The sequence below is a fragment of the Pseudomonas libanensis genome (assembly GCF_001439685.1).
In the GTDB taxonomy this organism is placed as follows: domain Bacteria; phylum Pseudomonadota; class Gammaproteobacteria; order Pseudomonadales; family Pseudomonadaceae; genus Aquipseudomonas; species Aquipseudomonas libanensis.
Genome location: NZ_JYLH01000002.1, coordinates 602,797 through 621,685, shown reverse-complemented (window position 1 = coordinate 621,685; position 18,889 = coordinate 602,797). Strand labels below are relative to the sequence as shown.

The following is an 18,889-nucleotide window of genomic DNA, read 5'->3' as shown; positions in this document are numbered from 1 at the left end:
AGAGAACAATGCCATGAACGATCAATGGATCGACGTCTGCGCCGTGGGCGCAATAGACCCCGAAGACGTACTGCGCTTCGACCACGGCGCGCGCACCTATGCGGTGTTCCGCTCTGCCGAGGATGAATTCTTCGCCACCGCCGGCCTGTGCACCCACGAGAAAATCCACCTGGCGGACGGCCTGGTGATGGACCACGTGATTGAATGCCCCAAGCACAACGGACGCTTCGATTACCGTTCCGGCAAGGCCCTGGGCGCGCCGGTGTGTGTCAACCTCAAGACCTACCCGGTGCGGGTCGAAGCGGGGCGGGTACTGCTCGCCGTCACGGCCGAAAGATGAGCCAAGCCCTGATCATCGTTGGCGCCGGTCACGCCGGTGGCCGTGCGGCACTGACCTTGCGCGAAGAGGGCTACACCGGGCGCCTGATCCTGGTCGGTGATGAAGCGCACTTGCCCTATGAACGGCCGCCGCTGTCCAAAGGTGTGCTGCAAGGCTCGACGGACCTGGCGGGCTGCAGCCTGTGCGACAGCGCACGGCTGGCAGTGCTGGGCATCGAGCATATCGCCGGCAACCCGGTGAGCCGCCTGGACCCGCAGCAACACCGGCTGCAACTGGCCGACGGCCAATGGTTGACCTATACCGGGTTGTTGTTGGCCACCGGCGGCTGGGCGCGACGCCTGCCCGAGGCTCAGGCCCCTGTGTTTTACCTGCGTACCCACGATGAAGCCGTGGCCCTGCGTGATAGGTTACGTCCCGGCAGCCGCTTGGTCGTGGTCGGCGGTGGTTTTATTGGCCTGGAGGTGGCCGCGACCGCACGGGGGCTGGGGTGTGAGGTCACGCTGCTTGAAGCCGGGCCACGCTTGGCGAGCCGGGTGTTGCCGGCGCCGATCAGTGCGGCGCTGCTGGCGCTGCATCGTGAGCAAGGTGTGGACGTACGTTTGAACGCCGCCCTCGAATGCATCCACGCCGACGCTGTGCAACTGGTCGATGGGCAGCGGCTGCCCTGTGACCTGGTGGTGGCCGGCATTGGCATGCAACCCAATATCGAGCTGGCGGCGGCAGCAGGGCTGGAAGTCGGGCAGGGTATTCGTGTCGACGCGCAATTGCGCACCAGTGCATCGGATATCTATGCGGCGGGGGATGTCTGCGAGTTTCGCCTCGCTGGCATCTATCAGCGCCAGGAAACCTGGCGCAACGCCGAGGCCCAGGGGCGCCACGCCGCGTTGAACCTGCTGGGACGAGCACTGCCATTCGAGACGCTCCCCGGTTTCTGGTCCGACCAATACGACTGGGGTCTGCAGACTGTCGGGGTAATGACTGCACGCACGGTCAGCCGTGCGTTGCCTGGCGCTGGCCTGCTGCTGTTTTACCTCGACGACGATGCCCGGTTGCAAGGTGCCTGCGGCTGGGCGCCGGGCAACGGTGCGGCCAGGGACATCAAGTTGTGCGAACGCCTGATTGCCGCGGGCACTGTGCTCAACCCGGGCAGTCTGGCAGATGCCGATGTGCCCCTCAAACCACTGTTGCGAGGCTGATATGCGTCAACTTCTGGTATTCCAATCGATGTGGGCCATGCAAACCGAGCCTGGCAGCCTCGACACGCAGCTGGACCGCATCGCCGCCGCCGGTTTCGACGGCATCACCGACCATTACTGGGCGCCTGCCGCCGTCCCGCGCCTGCACGCTGCCGCCACGGCCAGGGGCTTGCAGATCGAAGGCCAGCTGTTCCCGCAATCGGTGGATGACCTGGCCGCTGCACTGGAGGTGATCAGCCGCTACGGTTGCCACCACCTCACCCTGCAAGCCGATGTGCGCCCGCGTACCCAGGCCGAGGCGGTCAGGCTGATCGAAGGTTGGCAACGCCTGGCCGAACAGGTGGACTTCCCGATCCTGCTGGAAACCCACCGTTATCGACTGACCAACGATCTGTTGTTCACCCTCGACCTGCTGGCGCAGATGCCCGACCTGAAACTGCTCGCGGACCTGTCCCACTACGTCGTCGGCCGCGAGTTGCCCGAGCCCGGCGCCTTGGAAGACGACGAGCAGATACGCACGATCCTGCGCCATAGCTGGGGCTTTCATGGCCGCATCGCCAGCAGCGAACAGGTGCAGGTGGGCCTGGATTTTCCCCAGCACCGGCCGTGGGTCGAGCGCTTTACCAACTGGTGGCGCTATGGGATCGACGACTGGCTGACCCGCGCCGAGACGCCCCAGAGCCTGGCCTTCACCTGCGAACTGGGCCCGCCACCCTATGCGATCACCGATGCAAAGGGGCGGGAACTCACTGATCGCTGGGCCGAGGCGCTCAAGATGAAAGCGCTGATTCGCCAGGTGTGGGCCAGTTGTCACGGCTGATCTGCTAACCTGCGTCGGTTCAAACCGACCTTAGCCTATGGATCCGCCTGATGAAAACCTGCCCTGTCCAGCCGCCTCTCGAACCGCAGTCCGTGTGCCTCCCGATCACCAGCAGCGCGATTTTCATGGTCGCCACCCTGGTCCCTGATGCGGTTGAAAACGTGCGTGGCTGGTGTGCCGACATCGCTGGCCTTGTGCGTTCGGTGGGCAAGCGCGTGCCATCGGGCAACCTGACCTGCGTCTGCGGCTTTGGTTCGGATGCGTGGGACCGGCTGTTCGGCGCCCCGCGCCCGGCAGCACTGCACCCGTTTCGTGAGTTCGGTGTAGAAGGGCGCAAGGCGGTGTCGACCCCTGGCGATATCCTGCTGCATATCCGTGCCGAGCAGATGGACCTGTGTTTCGAGCTGGCGACCCAGCTGATGGCTGCCCTGGGCGATAGCGTCAAGGTGGTGGATGAGGTCCAGGGTTTCCGCTATTTCGATATGCGCAGCATCATCGGTTTTGTCGACGGCACCGAAAACCCGGTAGGGCGCAAGGCCGAAAGATTCACCCTGGTCGGTGACGAAGATCCTCAATTCGAGGGCGGCAGCTACGTGCTGGTGCAGAAATACCTGCACAACATGAACGCCTGGAATAGCTTGACGGTAGAAGCCCAGGAGAAGGTGATCGGGCGCACCAAGCTGGCGGATATCGAACTGGACGAAGAAGCCAAGCCGAGCAACTCCCACAGCGCCTTGACCGTCATCACGGACGAGAACGGTGAGGAAGTGAAGATCCTGCGCGACAACATGCCCTTCGGCCGCCCGGGCGCCGGCGAGTTCGGCACCTACTTCATCGGCTACGCGCGCTCGCCGCAGCCGCTGGAGCAGATGCTGGAAAACATGTTCGTCGGCCGCCCGGTCGGCAACTATGACCGCTTGCTCGACTTCAGTACGGCAGTGACCGGTGGCTTGTTCTTCGTGCCCTCGGCCGACCTGCTCGAAGCGCTGGCCGACCGCGAACCGACGGCTTAACTCAACAACCCGGTGCTGACCGCCACAATCAGGAAGACTCCCAGCAGCGCACGGTAGATCACGAACGGCCAGGTGGAGAAGCGCTCCAGGAACTTCATCAGGCCCCAAATCGCGAAGAACGCCGAGATGCTCGCCACCACCAGGCCGAAGATCAAATGCGGCCAGGCGTGGGCGGGCATGTCGGCGTGCAGCAGCACCCACAGTTCTTTCAAACCGGCCAGGGCGATGGCCGGCAGACCCAGCAGGAAGGAAAAACGCGCCGCTTCTTCGCGTTTGAAATTCAGGAACAGCGCTGCGGTCAGCGTGGAGCCCGAACGCGATACCCCGGGAATCAGCGCGCCGATCTGCGCCACCCCCACGATCAGCGCATCGCGCAGGCGCATCTGGCCGACGTCGCGGGTGTGGCGGGCGCGCACTTCGGCCAGCGCCAGCAATATCGCCATCACCACACAGGCAATGCCGATCACCATCAGCCCGCGCAATGGCGAGTTGCAGGTATTCAGGGTCGAAGACAAGGCCAGCCCGGCAATGCCGATCGGGAGTGTCGCCAGCACAATCGCCACCGCCAGCTTGAACCACGGGTCGTTATAGTCGCCCCGGCGTACCGCGCTGATGCTGCCGGTGGTGACTTGGCGCACATCCCGCCAGAAGTAACTGACCACCGCCGCCAGCGCCGCCAATTGCATGGCTGCGCAAAATGCCGAGCCCGGGTCTTGCCAGCCGAGCAGGGCGGGCACCACGCGCATATGCGCTGTGGACGACACCGGTAGCAATTCGGTAATGCCCTGGATCACCCCCAGGATGAAGATCTGCAGGTAATCCAGGGAGGCAAAGCCGACATCCAGGCCGGCGGTACAGACGTTGGTCAAAGTAAAAGTCCTTGAGCAAAAGGTGGAAACCGGCGAAGTTTATTCTAAATGTTTCAGAAAATTGGTCCGGGCAAGCGCTATCTGCAATCGGTTCAGCCAACAGAAAGGATTCGACAATTCATTGGCGTGACCGGCACTTTTGTGAACAATGGCGCCCTGCGTTTTTTCACCGAGAGCCCCATGCCTGAAACCACCGTCGAATTGATCCAGACCGGCCCTGAAGACGCCGAGTTGATCCGCAATCTCTATCAGTACTACGCCTACGAGTCTTCGGACTGGGAACAGGAAGATGTCGAGGCCGATGGCCGTTTCTATATTCATGACGAGCACCTGGCCCGCTACTGGAACGACCCGCAGTGGAGCGCCAATCTGTTGCTGGTCGATGGTTATATCGCCGGTTTCCTGTTGATCGAAGGCAGCGAACTGCCGGGCATCGACGCCTTGGAACTGGCCGACCTGTTTATCCTCAAGCGCTACCGCCGCAAGGGCATCGGCCGCGCCATCGCCAGCCAGGTGCTGTGCAGCGCAGAGGCCAATTGGCTGGTGCGTTTCTATGATCAGGACGAAGTGTCCCAGGCGTTCTGGCGCACCGTGCTGGATACCCTGCCGCGCCCGGTGCAGATGATCGAGCTGGAGGATGAGCCGCAGTTGGTGAGCTACCTGATTACCCGGGTTTCGCTGCACTGACGAGCTGGTATTGCTGAGATTGAAGGCTGCGCACCGTAACCAAAATGTGGGAGGGAGCAAGCCTCCTCCCACAGTTCGAACGCCCACAACTCGGCTACGCCCCTAGCCCGGATTGAACAACACCTGCTGCATCGCCTGGGGCGGTTGCCCGAAGGCCCTGAGAAACGCCTGGCGCATGCGCTCGCGATCACCAAAGCCGGTTTCGCGGGCCACCACTTCCACGGGGTGACGGCTGGTTTCCATCATCGCCCGCGCCGCTTCCACCCGCAGGGCTTCGATGGCCTTGGCCGGGGTCTGCCCGGTTTCTTCACGAAACACCCGGCTGAACTGGCGCGGGCTGAGCCGGGCGACGTCGGCCAGGGCTTCTACCGATAAATCGTGGGTGAGGTTTTCACGGGCATAGGCCAGGGCCAGTTGCACGCGATCTGACTTGGGGTCCAGTTCCAGCAAGGCCGACAGTTGCGATTGCTCGCTGCCGCGGCGCTGGGCGATCACCAGCTTGCGTGCGATGCGCCGGGCGAGGTCGCTGCCCAGGTCGTTCTCCACCATGGCCAACGCCAGGTCAACCCCGGCGCTCATGCCGGCGCCGGTCCACACCTGGCCGTCCACCACGAACAGCTTGTCTTCTTCCAGGCGGATATCCGGGTAGCGCTTGCGAAACGCCGGCGCGTGGATCCAGTGGGTGGTAGTGCGCTTGCCTTCCAGCAAACCGGCCTCGGCCAGCACGAAAATGCCCATGCACAATGAGGCCACGCGCCGCGATTGAGCCGACGCCGCCTTGACCAGCTCCAGCAGGTTAGCCTCCGGCAGGCGAAACTCCAGGTAACCGCTGACGATCAGGGTGTCGTAGCCCTCTGGCCGGATCGCCGTGGTGTTCACCGAAAAGCCCTGGGAGGTCATCACCGCGCCGCCGCTTTCCGATACCAGGTGAAACTCGTAGGCCGGCTCACCGCGCAGCAGGTTGGCGCACTCGAACACCGAGCCCAGGCTGAGGCTCAAGGATTGGAAATTCGGGTAAACCATCAGCGCAACGCTGTGCATTGCATCTCTCCAAGGGGCGGGGTAGAGGCAATTGTCGGCGTGTGCCAGGTAAACGGCAACCGACTTTGGCCCATGTCCGGAATCCTTGCGGATATGACATTGTGAGCCGTTGCCTCGCTGCCTAACATGGCCCCAACGAACTAGACGACTGGTCTAATCGGATGAGGTCAAGCATGAACCACCCAAGCAAAAGTGCACGGCAGGCGATTCTGGAACGTGGGCAATCGATTGTCGGTGCCAAGGGATTTTCCGCAGTGGGCTTGAACGAAATCCTGCAGGCTGCCGAAGTGCCCAAGGGCTCGTTTTATCACTACTTCGATTCCAAGGATGCGTTCGGTGTGGTGTTGCTCGATACCTATTTCGACCATTACGTCCAAGGCATGCAGGCTCTGTTCGATCAGCCGGGGTTATCCCACTACGCCAAGCTGATGCGCTATTGGCAACGCTGGATCGACAACCACACCGGCTGCACCGACGCCGGCAAATGCCTGGCCGTCAAACTGGGCGCCGAGGTCTCGGACCTGTCAGAGCCGATGCGGTTGGCCCTGCTACGCGGTACTGCACGCACCATCGAATTGCTCGCCGTAGCCCTGCAACGCGGCGTGGAAGACGGCTCGCTCACCTTCGAGCAAGCCCCCGAAAGCCTCGCCCAACGCCTGTATGCGCTGTGGTTGGGAACCAGCGTCATGGCCAAGATTACCCGTACCACTGCGCCGTTCGCCGAGGCGCTGCTGCTGACCCGACAGTTGTTGGGCGGCCCTGAAAACCCTGTTACCCACTTTGATCGAGGCATTGGAAAATGAACGTATTAATGGTACTGACCTCTCACGACCAGCTTGGCGATACCGGGCGCAAGACCGGCTTCTGGCTCGAAGAATTTGCCGCACCCTATTATGCCTTCAAGGACGCCGGCGCCGAGGTGGTGCTGGCTTCCCCGGCCGGCGGCCAGCCGCCATTGGACCCGGTCAGCGACCTGCCGGACTTCCAGACCGAGCAAACCCGTCGCTTCGCCGCCGACCCTGCGGCGCAACAGGCCCTGGCCACCACCGTCAAGTTGGACACCGTCAACGCCAACGACTTCGATACGGTGTTCTACCCAGGTGGCCACGGCCCGTTGTGGGATTTGGCGGAGTCGCCGGTGTCCATCGCGCTGATCGAGTCGTTCGAACGGGCCGGCAAGCCCATCGGCTTTGTCTGCCATGCCCCGGGTGCCTTGCGTCACGTCAAGGCGGTCAACGCAGAGCCGTTGATCAAGGGCCGCCGTGTGACCGGGTTCTCCAACTCGGAAGAAGCGGCGGTGGAGTTGACCGATGTGGTGCCGTTCCTGATTGAAGATGAATTCAGGAAGTTGGGCGGCAAGTATGAGAAGGGCACCGACTGGCAGTCTTTCGTGATCGTCGATGGCTTGCTGGTGACCGGGCAGAACCCCGGTAGCTCCAGCGAAGTGGCCAAGGCCCTGCTGACCCTCATCGCTTAAGTCAACCAACCGCTATGTGCATTTGGCGACTCCCAGGAGTCGCCACTGTTTTCGTTCGCCCTGAATTTGGACTACCCATGCCTGACTGCATCTTGAACACCCCGATAAAACTGGGGCATCACCGCTTGAACAATCGCATCGTGCTGCCGCCCCTGACACGCCAGCGCAGCGCCCAACCGGGGGATATCGCCACCGACCTGATGGCCGAGTATTACCGCCAGCGCGCCAGTGCCGGCTTCATGGTCAGCGAGGGCACGCAGATCGAGCCCCGTGGCCAGGGTTACGCCTGGACGCCAGGTATCCATAGCCCGGCGCAGATCGATGGCTGGCGCAAGGTCACGACGGCGGTGCATGCCGAGGGTGGGGTGATCTTTGCCCAGTTGTGGCATGTAGGGCGAGTGTCCCATAACGCCTTGCAGCCCAATGGCACCGCGCCGGTAGCACCCTCGGCGCTGCCGGCGTTGCAAGCCAAGGCCTTTATCGAAACAGGCCCGGGTGTCGGGGAGCTGGTGCAACCCCCTGTGCCCCGGGCGCTCACGAGGCTGGAGATCGAAGAGTTGGTTGGGCACTACGCCCAGGCCGCACGCAATGCCCTGGATGCCGGGTTCGATGGCGTGGAAATCCACGCGGCCAACGGCTACCTGGTCAACCAGTTCATCTCGGCCCATTCCAACATTCGTGAAGACGAATACGGCGGCTCGCTGGACAATCGTCTGCGTTTGCTGCGCGAGATTGTTGAGGCCGTGTGCAAGGTGGTCGGGCCTGAGCGCCTGGGCGTGCGCTTTTCGCCGTTGTTCAGTGGCACCGACCAGGACCGGGTCTACATCGGCCTGGTAGAGGAAGACCCGCACCACACCTATATCGAAGCGATCAAGGTGCTGGAAGCGTCGGGCATCGCCTATGTGTCCATCGCCGAAGCCGACTGGGAAAACGCCCCCGACCTGCCCGAGACCTTTCGCCAGGCGGTGCGCAGTACCTTCAGCGGCAGGATCATCTACGCCGGCCGCTACACCGCCGAGCGCGGTGCTCGACTGGTCGAGGCCGGGCTGGCGGACCTGATCGCATTCGGGCGGCCCTTCATTGCCAACCCTGACTTGCCCCAGCGGATTTTCAATGGCTGGCCGTTGAATGCGTTGAAGGCAGAGGGTTTGTATGGCGGGACGCAGGCGGGGTATGTGGATTATCCGGTGTATGCCGAACCAGAGTGATACGCGCACTATGTGGGAGGGGGCTTGCCCCGAAGACGTCAGCCCAGCCAACATCGATGTTGGCTGACCCACCGCTATCGGGGCATAGGTATCTACACAACTTCGGCACGAGGCTAAATCTGTGGCGAGGGAGCTTGCTCCCGTGACGGCCTGACAGCCGACGCTGATCTAGCTGACGCACCGCGATCCAAATGTGGGAGCTGGCTTGCCTGCGATGACGGCCTGCCAGCCGATGCCAATCTACCTGACACCCCGCAATCAAACTGTGGGAGCGGGCTTGCTCGCGAAGGCGGCCTGGCAGGCGACACAGCTATACCGGGTACATATCCATTCCTGCGGTAACGGCCACTTAGGGTTCCGCTCTGACAGCGGGTCACTTTGGAAAAGAGCCCCAAAGTAACCAAAGGGCTCTTGCCCCACCACTCGGCACCTCGCCTAGGCTCGGTGTGCCCGTAATCCGCCAGTGATTTGGGGGGCCGCCTGAGATCAAGATCAAGAGCGGCTCGCTTCGCATCGTGGTTACCGTTGAGCGCTACAGAGTTGTGTAGATACCTATGGCTATCGGGGCAAGCCCCCTCCCACATTTGTACCGAGTACCGTCAATCTAAGCCGGTCGCCAAGGATTGAGAAAGGTCTCACTCAACCCGCAACACAATCTTGCCAATATGATCCCCACCTTCCATCCGTGTATGGGCCTGGGCGGCGTCGGTGTATTCGTAGACCTTGTCGATGATCGGCAGGCAGCGTCCAGCGCTCAATACCGGCCATACGTATTCGCGCAGTTGCTCGGCAATCGCGGCCTTTTCGTCGCGGGTGCGGGCACGCAGCAGCGAGCCGGTGATCACTGCGCGTTTGGCCATGATGGTCAGCAGGTCGACGTCATGGGCCTTGCCGCCGCCGAGGAAGCCGAGCATCACCAGGTGGCCGTCCATGCCCAGGGACTTGAGGTTGTCGTTCAGGTATGAGGCCCCCATGATGTCGAGGATCACATTCACGCCTTTGCCGTCGGTCTGTTGGGCGATGACCTCGGCAAACGCCTGTTCGCGGTAGTTGATCGGCGTGGCGCCCAACTTGGCAATCGCTGCGCATTTGTCAGCGCTGCCGGCGGTGGCAAACGCTTGGATACCGAACTCCTGGCAAAGCATCAGCGCGGTGGTGCCGATGCCGCTGGTGCCGCCGTGGATCAAGGCGCGCTGGCCTTTGTGCGCACCGCCCAGGCCAAACAGGTTGGCCCAGACCGTGAAAAAAGTTTCCGGCACGGCAGCGGCCTGGATCCAGTCCATGCCCGCAGGGATCGGCAGCGCCTGGCTGGCCGGCACCGCGCAAAACTGTGCATAGCCGCCGCCATTGGTCAGGGCGCAGACCTTGTCGCCCAGGTGGTATTCGGTCACACCCGTACCCAGTGCCACCACCTCACCGGCCACTTCCAGCCCTGGAATAGGATTCATGCCAGGTTTCATTGGGTATTTGCCGGCGCGTTGCAAAGCATCGGGGCGGTTGACCCCGGCGGCGTGCACGCGAATCAGAATCTCGCCTGGCCCGGCCACCGGCACGTCTGCGCGACGTGGCTGCAGGACGTCGGGGCCGCCAGGGGCGGTGATTTCGATCAGGGTCATTTCTTGGGGGAGCGTCATGGATGAGTTCCTGTAACGATGAACGTGTGAGTTGGGACCGCGGCGAACGGTCGGCGGTTCAGCCAGATGATGCCGGGTTCCCCTGGCAATGCAACCCGCCTGGGGCGATCGAAACCTCGATGGTTCGAGGTCAGCACATGCCTGCAAGCGCGCCAGCGCGGCATTGGAGACACTGCGGTCAGTCATTGTCGACGGACACAGGTGGTCTATGAACGAAGCAAGAAATCAGGATATCGGGCTGTTATTCCTGCGGGCCAGCGGGGCGCTGTTCCTGCTGTGGGTACATGGGCTGCCCAAATTGCTCAACTACGGCGAACAGTTGAAGCTGATCGAAGACCCGTTTCATCTTGGGGCCCAGGTCACCTTGCTGCTGGCGATTTTCGCCGAGGTGCTGTGCCCGCTGCTGATCATCGCGGGCGTGCTGGTGCGTCTGGCCTGCCTGCCGATCCTGGCGGTGCTGGTCATCGCCTTGCTGGTGGTGCACCCGGAGTGGACGCTGTTCGAGGGGCAGTTCGGCTGGCTGCTGTTGATCATCTTTACCAGCCTCCTCATTGCCGGGCCGGGCCGGCTGGTAGTGGCTCAGCGTTTTGCCTGAGCAAAAAAAGGCCGGGCGAGCCCGGCCAAACAAGGAGAGGAGGTTTCAAGCGGTTCAGCGGTTCAGGAACGCCAGCAGGTCTGCATTGAGTTGCTCGGTGTGGGTTGCGGCAAACCCGTGGGGTGCATCCTTGTAGACCTTCAATTGCGCGCCTTTGATCATCTCGGCCGCGACCTTGCCGGTGGTCTCGAACGGTACGATCTGGTCGCCGTCGCCGTGGATCACCAGGGTCGGCACGTCGATCTTGGCCATGTCGGGGCGGAAGTCGGTTTGCGAGAACGCGGTGACGCAGTCCACGGTGGATTTGAGCGAGGCTTGCAGGGCGATCTGCAGGGTTTGGGTGAGCACGCCCTCCGAGACTTCCTGGCCTTTGTTGAGGCCGAAGAACGGGGTGTTGAAATCGCTGATGAATTGCGCGCGATCTTTCAACAGGCCCGCCTTGATGCCATCGAATACGTCAGCGGGGACGCCCTGGGGGTAATCGGGTTTCTGGCCAAAGATCGGCGTCACCGCCCCCAACAGCACCAGGCCGGCGACACGAGCGCTGCCATGGCGGGCGATATAGCGCGCCACGTCACCGCCACCCATTGAAAAGCCCACCAGGGTCACGTCCTGCAGGTCCAGGTGTTCGATCAACTGGGCGATATCGTCGGCGAAGGTGTCGTAGTCATTACCGGTCCAGGGCTGGTCCGAGCGGCCAAAACCACGGCGATCGAACGCGAGGGTGCGAAAGCCGCGGCTGCTCAGGTATTCCATCTGGTATTCCCACATGTCGGCATCCAGCGGCCAGCCGTGGCTGAACAGCACGGGCTTGCCGCTGCCCCAGTCCTTGAAGTAGATCTGGGTACCGTCTTTGGCAACGAATGTGCTCATCTGAATCTCCTTGCTTGAGTGATAAGAGCAGTGAAAAATCCGCGTTACTATTGCCGTAAACCCAACCACAGGCTTGTACGGGTGTGCTTGCCTGGGCTTACCAGCTGAACTTGAGCTCCATGCCCAGGTAGTTGCTGTCGTGCCCGCCGGCATCGCGCAGGGTCTGGCCGACGGCATAGTGCACAGCTTCGACTGCGCCACTGAGGTTGGACGTAAAAGCGTAGTCGGTGCGCAGTTGACCGTAGGCGCCGGTCCAGCGTTCACCCTGGCCAGCGGTACCGGCGACGGCCAGGTTGGGCTGGGTGTAGACCGCGTCCGCGGTGGTCTGCCGCCAGAGCAGGCCGATGGCGGTTTGCACGCTGAGCTTGGCGATGGGCTTGACGGTGATCGACGGCTTGACGTGGATCAGGTTGCTGTAGCCCGTATAACCGGCCAGGGAAAAATAGTAGCCATTGGGGAACAGCGGGTTGAAGGTGCCGACGCGACCGTCACCGCTCTTGCGGTCACCGGAGGCGATATCCAGCTGCAGGCCGATGCGCGGTTTCCATGCCAATGTGTCGAAGGTGTAGCCAGTGCGGCTGCCGCCCGCCCAGGCGCGGATAGTCTTGCTGCCCACCGAGCCCCTTTGCAGCATGGCTTCGATATCCCAGTCGAACCCTTGGGCCGCGCCACCCAGGCGTGCGTCGAGCAGTTGGCGGGTCTCGTCGCCGTCGGCGTCCAGGTAGTGCGCGGCCCTGCGTTCGTAGACGCCATAATAGGCTGACAGCTCATTGCTGCCGCCCACCAGCCGCTCGACCCGCAGCATGTGAAAGCGCGCATCACGGTTGGATTTGTCATCGAAATGCCGGCCATCCTGATACTGCACCGGTTGGCTGGCAATCCCGATAAAACGCCATTGCGGCGTTTCCCAATCGGCCCACAACGCATCGAAGGACTGCCGCACATTCGGGCCGTCCCGTGATGAGATGAAGCGCTGCAAATCGAAGGCAAAATCCTGGCGGCCAGCCCGTGCCTTGAACGTGCCGGCGCTGAAGGTCTTTACGTACTCGGCAAAGGCCAGGCGCAGGTCGACACGGTTCTGGTCGGCACCGCCGATCGTGGTCTTGTCATAAGCCCGCACATCCTCCAGCTGGGTGAACAGCCGCCAGTGCTCGTCCAGGTGCAAGTCGGCATGCACCTGGAAACGCTGGATCAGGTAGCGGTCACGCTGCACATCGCGCACGCCGAACCCGCTGGCGTCGTTCATCTCGAAGCGTTCGCGCAGCGTCGCACCCAAAGACAGATAGGTGAACGGGTTGGCGGTGGGCAGCGGGATGTACTTGAGGTTGTCCAGCGGTTGCGTGCGCAGGGCCGGATCCTTGAGCACGGACCAGTCTTCCTGCCAACGGTTGGCCTTGATCGCTGGACGGGTCGGTTGCGCGTCGGCGTGGGCGCTGCCGGCAAGCAGCGGCCACAGCACGGCCAGGCCCCAGCCTGTGCGGCGAATCATTTTGCCGCGGTGAGCTGGTGGATTTCCGCGACGTAACCGCCGGGGAATTCCACCAACGCGCTGCGCCGGCCTTTGCTGTCAAAGCTCGGCACCAGCACTTTGGCCCCGGACCCGGTGGCCTTGGCCAGGGTGGCCGTCAGGTCGGCCACCTGGTAACCGGTGGTTTCATGGCCAAAGGGGTAGGGCAGTTGGCCGTTGGTGACCAGCACCGCCATACGCCCAAACGGCGACTCGATATTGACGCGCCGGTACGTACCGCTGGCCTGGCCGACGTCGACCCCAGGCGCCTGCTTGTCATCGGCAATGACTTTGCCATGGGAGAAGCCGATGAACGCCTTGATAAAGCGGTCGGCACGGTCTGCGCTGAGGTACACGCGATTTTCCGGCACCGTCTGGAAGGCAGCGTAATCCGGGGTCTTGGTGTGCCAGTAGAGCTGCATGTTCACGCCGCCCGGCCACTGCACCACGGCATCACGACCGATGGGGTCGGGAAAGTCGCTGACGATCACCGCGGCACCGTTTTCCCGTGCGGCCTTGAGCGCTACGTCCATGTCCTTGACCAGGTAGCCATTGCGTTCCTGGCCAAACGGATGGGGGATGGGCGTGGTGAAACCGAACAGCGACACCGTACCGGCCGGGGTCTGCAACAGTTGCGAGGTGGTGCTGCTCGGCACTGGCAGTACATTGACCACTACCTGGGGCGTACTCTTGCCGCCGAACGTGGCCAGGAAGCTCTGGGCAAAACGCTCCACATCCGCCGGTGCCACATACACATGGCTGGTGTCATATTGCGGCGCCACCGCAACCTTTGGCGTGGCAGCCCAGACACCGCCTGTCATGGCCCCGGCCAGCAACGTCACTGCCATGGATACCGCCCTCACTTGCCTACTCATGCCTAGTCTCCAGCGCTGTCAAGAAAGTCAAAAGCTTAGGGGCTCAGGCAGTGGCGCCGATTGTATGGGCGTGCTTGGTTGAACGGTTCAGCGTCTATGCGGGTCAACTGACTCTCTACGTCAGATCAAACAGGTGAACGAAATGGCCAAGACTTACAGCTACGCCGCCCAGAACGCCAAGGACACCCTCAAGCCCTACACCTTCGAGCGCCGTGCGCCGGGGGCTGACGATGTACAGATCGACATTCTCTATTGCGGTGTATGCCACTCCGACCTGCACACCGTGCGCAACGAGTGGCACAACACCCTTTACCCGTCGGTGCCCGGGCATGAAATTGTTGGCCGGGTGACGGCGGTGGGCGCCAATGTGAAAAAATTCAAGGTCGGCGACCTGGCTGGTGTCGGCTGCATGGTCGACAGCTGCCAGCAGTGCGCATCCTGCGCGGAGGGCGAGGAGCAGTACTGCGAGAACGGTTTTACCGGCACCTATAACGGCCCGGTGTTCGGCGGCGAAAACACCTTCGGCGGCTACTCGGACAACATCGTGGTCAAGGAGCAGTTCGTACTGCGCATCTCCCACGACGCCTCGAACCTGGCGGCCGTGGCGCCGTTGTTGTGCGCGGGCATCACCACTTACTCGCCGCTGCACCACTGGAAGGTCGGCCCCGGCCAGAAAGTCGGCGTGGTCGGCCTTGGCGGGCTTGGGCACATGGCGGTCAAGATTGCCCACGCCATGGGCGCCCACGTGACGCTGTTCACCACCTCACCGAACAAGCGCGAAGACGGCCTGCGCCTGGGCGCCGACCAGGTGGTAGTGTCCAAAAAACCGGATGAAATGGCCTCGGTCGCCAACAGCCTGGACTTCATCCTCAACACCGTCGCCGCACCCCATGACCTGGATGCCTTCCTCAACCTGCTCAAGCGCGACGGCACCATGACCCTGGTCGGCGCCCCCGACAGCCCGCACCCGTCGCCCACGGTATTCAACCTGATCTTCAAGCGCCGCAGCCTGGCCGGCTCGCTGATCGGCGGCATCCAGGAAACCCAGGAGATGCTGGACTTCTGCGCCAAGCACGGGATTGTCTCGGATGTGGAAATGATCGATATCCAGGGTATCAACGAAGCCTATGAGCGCATGCTCAAGGGTGATGTCAAGTATCGTTTTGTGATCGATATGGACAGTTTGAAGCGAGAAAGCCACGCAGCCTGAGACGCAGCAGATCTAATGTGGGAGGGGCGGTGCGACGATTCGACTTGACCTCGATGGCGGCCCCCCCAAATCCATGTTGACCGGGTAGACTAAACAGCTCGCAGTCGGCTGTCACGCCACCATAATGATCTTCGACACCAACTCCACCACGGTCTTGGCCTGCAGCTTCTTCATCAACCGCGCCCGATGCACCTCCACCGTGCGATGGGAAATCGCCAGGCGCAGGGCGATTTCCTTGGACTTGAAGCCATTGACGATGTGCATGGCGATCTCGCGCTCCCGCGGTGTGAGGTCGCCGGTGCCCTGGTGCAGGCGGTCCAGGCGTTCGAAGTGCCAGATCATCAGTTTGAACGGGTCTTTGGGGGTGAGGGTGTAGCCGTGGGACTTGGCCCAGAACACTTCGCCGTTATGGTGCTGCATGAAGCGTTCATCGGAATAAAAGCCGTTGTCGCTGTCGAGCAGCCAGTCATGGCTGCGCTTGCCGATGGCGTGGTAGTCGGCCTGGGACGGGTAGATCAACAGGGTCAACTGATTGACCAGCGCTTCACGCGTATAGCCGAACAGCTTCAGGAAGGCGTCGTTGCAGTCGAGTATCACCCGGTCGCTGGTGACGATCTGCGGCGCTGGGGACAGCTTGAACGCCAGGCGTTCGAGGTCTTGGAATTGTTGTGCTAGCGCGTTCATGGGCGTCCTGCCTCGTTGTTCAATACCCTGGCGCGCTACTTACCTATGTAAGTAGTTACACGAATTGGCGCGCGACCGGGGGTGGGTCATTGTAGGTAAAGTCCGGATCAAGAACAGAAGAAATTGATTATGCCTGCTGATTGCGTCTCCATTGTTGCCGCTGGTCACTCCCGTTTCGGTCGCCTGGAAGGCACCACGCTGGAAGACTTGATCGTCCAGGTCACCCGTGAGGCCCTGAGCGACGCCGCGATTGACGCGTCGCAAATCGACGCGCTGTTCCTCGGTCATTTCAATTCGGGGCTGGTGTCCGATGGGTTTGCTGCCTCGTTGCTGTTGCAGGCCGACCCCGGGCTGCGCTTCAAACCCGCCACCCGCTGTGAAAACGCCTGCGCGTCCGGCTCGGCGGCGATCCAGGCGGGGGTCAATGCGATTCTTTCCGGCAGCGCCGAACTGGTGCTGGTGGTGGGCGCCGAGAAGATGACCCACACCAGCACCGCGGCGGTCACCCAGGCCCTGGCCGGTGCCGGCTACCAGAATGACCCGGCCGAAGCCGGCCTGAGTTTCCCGCAATTGTTTGGCCGTGCTGCGCAGCAATACGCCGAGCGCTACCACTGCCCGCTGGGCTCGATGGCGGCCATCGCCACCAAGAATCACTCCAACGCCATGGCCAACCCGCTGGCACAGATGCATCGGGAAATGAATTTCGAGCACTGTAACAACGTGTCCCAGAGCAACCCGTTCGTGGCAGACTCCCTGCGCCTGACCGATTGCTCGCTGATCAGCGACGGCGCCGCCGCGATCATCCTCGCCTCGCCCAAGCGCGCGCGGGCATTTCGTCGCGATGTGCAGATCCGGGCGATGACCCAGGTCAACGACACCTTGCCCATCGCCCAGCGCGACATCCTGGCATTTGAGGGCCCGCAGCGGGCGATCCATTCAGCCCTGCGCGGGGCGAATGTGACCCTGGCCGACCTGAGCTTCGCCGAGGTCCATGACTGCTTCACCATCGCCGAATTGCTGATCTACGAAGCCATGGGCCTGGCGCCCAAGGGCGAGGGGCACCGCGTACTCGACAGCGGCGTGGTGCGCGCTGGCGGGCGCTTGCCGGTGAATCTTTCCGGTGGGCTCAAGGCCAAGGGGCATCCCGTCGGTGCCACGGGGGTTTCCATGCATGCCTTGGCGTTCCGGCAATTGACCGGCGAGCCGATTGGCCTGGCGGTGCCCAACCCGGAGTTCGGCCTGGTGTTCAACATGGGCGGCATGGCGGTGGCCAACTATGCCTCGGTCCTGCAGGCGCGCAGGAGCTGAGCCATGAACATTGCCAACTGGCTGCACGACACCCAGCGTCGGGCCCCGCAACGCCCGGCATTGTTCGACGCCAGCGTGCAAGTGGCCGACTACGCCACCTTCGCCGCCCACGTGCGCCAACGCGCCGCGCACCTGGTGGAGCAGCATGGACTGGTGCCGGGAGACGCGGTGGCGCTGCTGATGAAAAACAGCTGCGACTACCTGGAACTGCTCTACGCCATCTGGTGGATGGGCGGGGTGGCGGTGCCGATCAACGCCAAGCTGCACCCCAGCGAAGCGGCTTGGATTGCCGATAATGCCGAGGCGCGGTTGATCTTTACCGACGGCGGCCAGGTGTTTTCATCGTGGGATTTGCCCCCGCGCTGCAAAGAACTGGACGGCCACCTGCGGCCGCCGGATCTTGGCTGGCCGACCCTGGAGCACCCGGTGCCGCGCCAGGATCAGGACCTTGCCTGGCTGTTCTATACGTCCGGCACCACGGGGCGCTCTAAAGGAGTGATGCTGTCCCATGGCAACCTGGTCGCCATGTCGCTGTGCTACGCCACGGATGTCGATGCGGTCAGCGCCGACGATGCGGCGGTGTATGCCGCGCCGATGTCCCACGGTGCCGGGCTGTACAACTTTATTCATGTGCGCTGCGGCGCACGGCATGTGGTGCCGGCCTCCCACGCCTTCGACGCCGCCGAGCTGTTCGGGCTGGCAGAGCAGGTGGGCCATGTGTCGCTGTTTGCCGCACCAACCATGGTCAAACGCATGGTCGAGCAGGCCCGACGCCAGGATTATCACGGCGCCGGCATCAAGACCATCGTGTATGGCGGTGGGCCGATGTACCTGGCGGACCTGCGTGAAGCTGTCGACACCTTCGGCCCGCGCCTGGTGCAGATCTACGGCCAGGGCGAAAGCCCGATGACCATCAGCGTGTTGCCCCGTGCAGTGATCGCCGAACGCCAGCGTCCCGACTGGGACAGCCTCGCCGCTTCGGTGGGTCATGCGCAAGCCTGTGTGGAAATCCGCATCCTCGATACCGAGCACCAGCCACTGCCCACGGGTGAACGCGGCGAAATCGCCGTACGTGGCGCCACGGTCATGCAAGGCTACTGGCGTAACCCGCAGGCCACGCGCCAGGCCCTGGTGGACGGCTGGCTGCTGACCGGCGATATCGGCTACCTCGACGCGGCCGGCTACCTGACCCTGACGGATCGCTCCAAGGACGTGATCATCAGCGGCGGCAGCAATGTGTACCCCCGCGAAGTCGAGGAAGTGCTGGCCCAGCATCCCGACGTATTTGAAGTGTGCGTAGTGGGCGAACCGGACGCGCAGTGGGGCGAGTCGGTGGTGGCCTTCGTGGTCACCCGCAGCGGCCAGCCCCTCGACGAAAGCGAACTCACCGCCTGGTTCCTGGCGCGCATGGCCTCGTTCAAAAAACCGAAAAAATATGTGTGGCGCAGCGAGCTGCCGAAAAACAGCTACGGCAAGATTCTCAAGACCGACTTGCGGCAGTGGTTGAAAGCAGCGAGTATCGCCGCGCTTTGACATGGATCGACAATCAGAC

19 protein-coding genes are annotated in these 18,889 nt (G+C 62.6%); 12 read left to right on the top strand and 7 right to left on the bottom strand.

What is annotated here, in order from left to right:
* The first annotated feature begins 13 nt into the window (after positions 1–13).
* From TU73_RS05265 to TU73_RS05250, 4 genes are read left to right on the top strand one after another with little or no spacing between them, the layout of a single operon-like run.
* On the top strand, positions 14–340 hold the full coding sequence (locus TU73_RS05265; RefSeq protein WP_057011299.1) for a MocE family 2Fe-2S type ferredoxin: 327 nt from the start codon (positions 14–16) through the stop codon (positions 338–340).
* Positions 337–1,536: an NAD(P)/FAD-dependent oxidoreductase gene (locus TU73_RS05260; RefSeq protein ID WP_057011298.1), complete on the top strand. Its 1,200-nt coding sequence runs from the start codon at positions 337–339 to the stop codon at positions 1,534–1,536. Before TU73_RS05265 ends, TU73_RS05260 begins: the two co-directional genes overlap by 4 nt.
* Before the next feature lies 1 nt (position 1,537).
* The gene (locus TU73_RS05255) at positions 1,538–2,356 is read left to right on the top strand and encodes a sugar phosphate isomerase/epimerase family protein (RefSeq protein WP_057011297.1); all 819 of its coding nucleotides are present in this window, start codon (positions 1,538–1,540) and stop codon (positions 2,354–2,356) included.
* Between the two features lie 50 nt (positions 2,357–2,406).
* On the top strand, positions 2,407–3,369 hold the full coding sequence (locus TU73_RS05250) for a Dyp-type peroxidase (RefSeq protein WP_057011296.1): 963 nt from the start codon (positions 2,407–2,409) through the stop codon (positions 3,367–3,369).
* Here the strand turns inward: TU73_RS05250 and TU73_RS05245 are convergent.
* Complete coding sequence (locus TU73_RS05245) at positions 3,366–4,238, bottom strand: undecaprenyl-diphosphate phosphatase (protein WP_057011295.1); 873 nt, start codon at positions 4,236–4,238, stop codon at positions 3,366–3,368. The genes TU73_RS05250 and TU73_RS05245 overlap by 4 nt on opposite strands.
* Before the next feature lie 48 nt (positions 4,239–4,286).
* On the opposite strand from TU73_RS05245, the gene TU73_RS05240 reads away from it, so the two are divergent.
* On the top strand, positions 4,287–4,925 hold the full coding sequence (locus TU73_RS05240) for a GNAT family N-acetyltransferase (RefSeq protein ID WP_057011294.1): 639 nt from the start codon (positions 4,287–4,289) through the stop codon (positions 4,923–4,925).
* A gap of 102 nt (positions 4,926–5,027) precedes the next feature.
* Here the strand turns inward: TU73_RS05240 and TU73_RS05235 are convergent, their stop codons facing one another.
* The gene (locus TU73_RS05235; protein ID WP_057011293.1) at positions 5,028–5,966 is read right to left on the bottom strand and encodes a GlxA family transcriptional regulator; all 939 of its coding nucleotides are present in this window, start codon (positions 5,964–5,966) and stop codon (positions 5,028–5,030) included.
* Between the two features lie 173 nt (positions 5,967–6,139).
* Here TU73_RS05235 and TU73_RS05230 point away from each other — a divergent pair, with 173 nt between their 5' ends.
* From TU73_RS05230 to TU73_RS05220, 3 genes are all read left to right on the top strand, one after another.
* Positions 6,140–6,769 carry a TetR/AcrR family transcriptional regulator gene (locus TU73_RS05230; RefSeq protein WP_057011292.1) on the top strand — a complete coding sequence of 210 codons (630 nt, stop codon included), beginning with the start codon at positions 6,140–6,142 and terminating at the stop codon, positions 6,767–6,769.
* Positions 6,766–7,443: a type 1 glutamine amidotransferase domain-containing protein gene (locus TU73_RS05225; protein ID WP_057011291.1), complete on the top strand. Its 678-nt coding sequence runs from the start codon at positions 6,766–6,768 to the stop codon at positions 7,441–7,443. Before TU73_RS05230 ends, TU73_RS05225 begins: the two co-directional genes overlap by 4 nt.
* 77 nt (positions 7,444–7,520) lie before the next feature.
* Positions 7,521–8,651 carry an alkene reductase gene (locus tag TU73_RS05220; protein ID WP_057011290.1) on the top strand — a complete coding sequence of 377 codons (1,131 nt, stop codon included), beginning with the start codon at positions 7,521–7,523 and terminating at the stop codon, positions 8,649–8,651.
* 635 nt (positions 8,652–9,286) lie between these two features.
* On the opposite strand, the gene TU73_RS05215 is transcribed toward TU73_RS05220, so the two are convergent.
* Complete coding sequence (locus tag TU73_RS05215) at positions 9,287–10,285, bottom strand: NAD(P)H-quinone oxidoreductase (protein ID WP_057011289.1); 999 nt, start codon at positions 10,283–10,285, stop codon at positions 9,287–9,289.
* Between the two features lie 208 nt (positions 10,286–10,493).
* Between TU73_RS05215 and TU73_RS05210 the strand changes: the two genes are divergently transcribed.
* Complete coding sequence (locus tag TU73_RS05210) at positions 10,494–10,880, top strand: DoxX family protein (protein ID WP_057011288.1); 387 nt, start codon at positions 10,494–10,496, stop codon at positions 10,878–10,880.
* A 54-nt stretch (positions 10,881–10,934) separates the two neighbouring features.
* Here the strand turns inward: TU73_RS05210 and TU73_RS05205 are convergent, their stop codons facing one another.
* From TU73_RS05205 to TU73_RS05195, 3 genes are all read right to left on the bottom strand, one after another.
* A complete protein-coding gene (locus TU73_RS05205; RefSeq protein WP_057011287.1) occupies positions 10,935–11,753 on the bottom strand; it encodes an alpha/beta fold hydrolase in 819 nt (272 codons plus the stop codon).
* A gap of 97 nt (positions 11,754–11,850) precedes the next feature.
* Positions 11,851–13,242, bottom strand: coding sequence for an alginate export family protein (locus TU73_RS05200; protein ID WP_057011286.1), 1,392 nt, complete (start codon positions 13,240–13,242; stop codon positions 11,851–11,853).
* Complete coding sequence (locus TU73_RS05195; protein ID WP_057011285.1) at positions 13,239–14,135, bottom strand: VOC family protein; 897 nt, start codon at positions 14,133–14,135, stop codon at positions 13,239–13,241. Before TU73_RS05195 ends, TU73_RS05200 begins: the two co-directional genes overlap by 4 nt.
* 142 nt (positions 14,136–14,277) lie before the next feature.
* Here TU73_RS05195 and TU73_RS05190 point away from each other — a divergent pair, with 142 nt between their 5' ends.
* A complete protein-coding gene (locus tag TU73_RS05190) occupies positions 14,278–15,345 on the top strand; it encodes an NAD(P)-dependent alcohol dehydrogenase (RefSeq protein WP_057011284.1) in 1,068 nt (355 codons plus the stop codon).
* Positions 15,346–15,456: 111 nt separating this feature from the next.
* Here TU73_RS05190 and TU73_RS05185 read toward each other — a convergent pair whose 3' ends face one another.
* Positions 15,457–16,029 (bottom strand): LuxR C-terminal-related transcriptional regulator, encoded by a 573-nt coding sequence (locus TU73_RS05185; RefSeq protein ID WP_057011283.1) that lies wholly within the window; start codon positions 16,027–16,029, stop codon positions 15,457–15,459.
* 129 nt (positions 16,030–16,158) lie between these two features.
* Between TU73_RS05185 and TU73_RS05180 the strand changes: the two genes are divergently transcribed.
* Together TU73_RS05180 and TU73_RS05175 are read left to right on the top strand one after the other, a co-directional pair.
* Complete coding sequence (locus TU73_RS05180; protein WP_057011282.1) at positions 16,159–17,337, top strand: acetyl-CoA acetyltransferase; 1,179 nt, start codon at positions 16,159–16,161, stop codon at positions 17,335–17,337.
* A 3-nt stretch (positions 17,338–17,340) separates the two neighbouring features.
* Positions 17,341–18,870, top strand: a complete 1,530-nt coding sequence (locus TU73_RS05175) for a class I adenylate-forming enzyme family protein (RefSeq protein WP_057011281.1) — start codon at positions 17,341–17,343, stop codon at positions 18,868–18,870.
* Positions 18,871–18,889 lie beyond the last annotated feature (19 nt).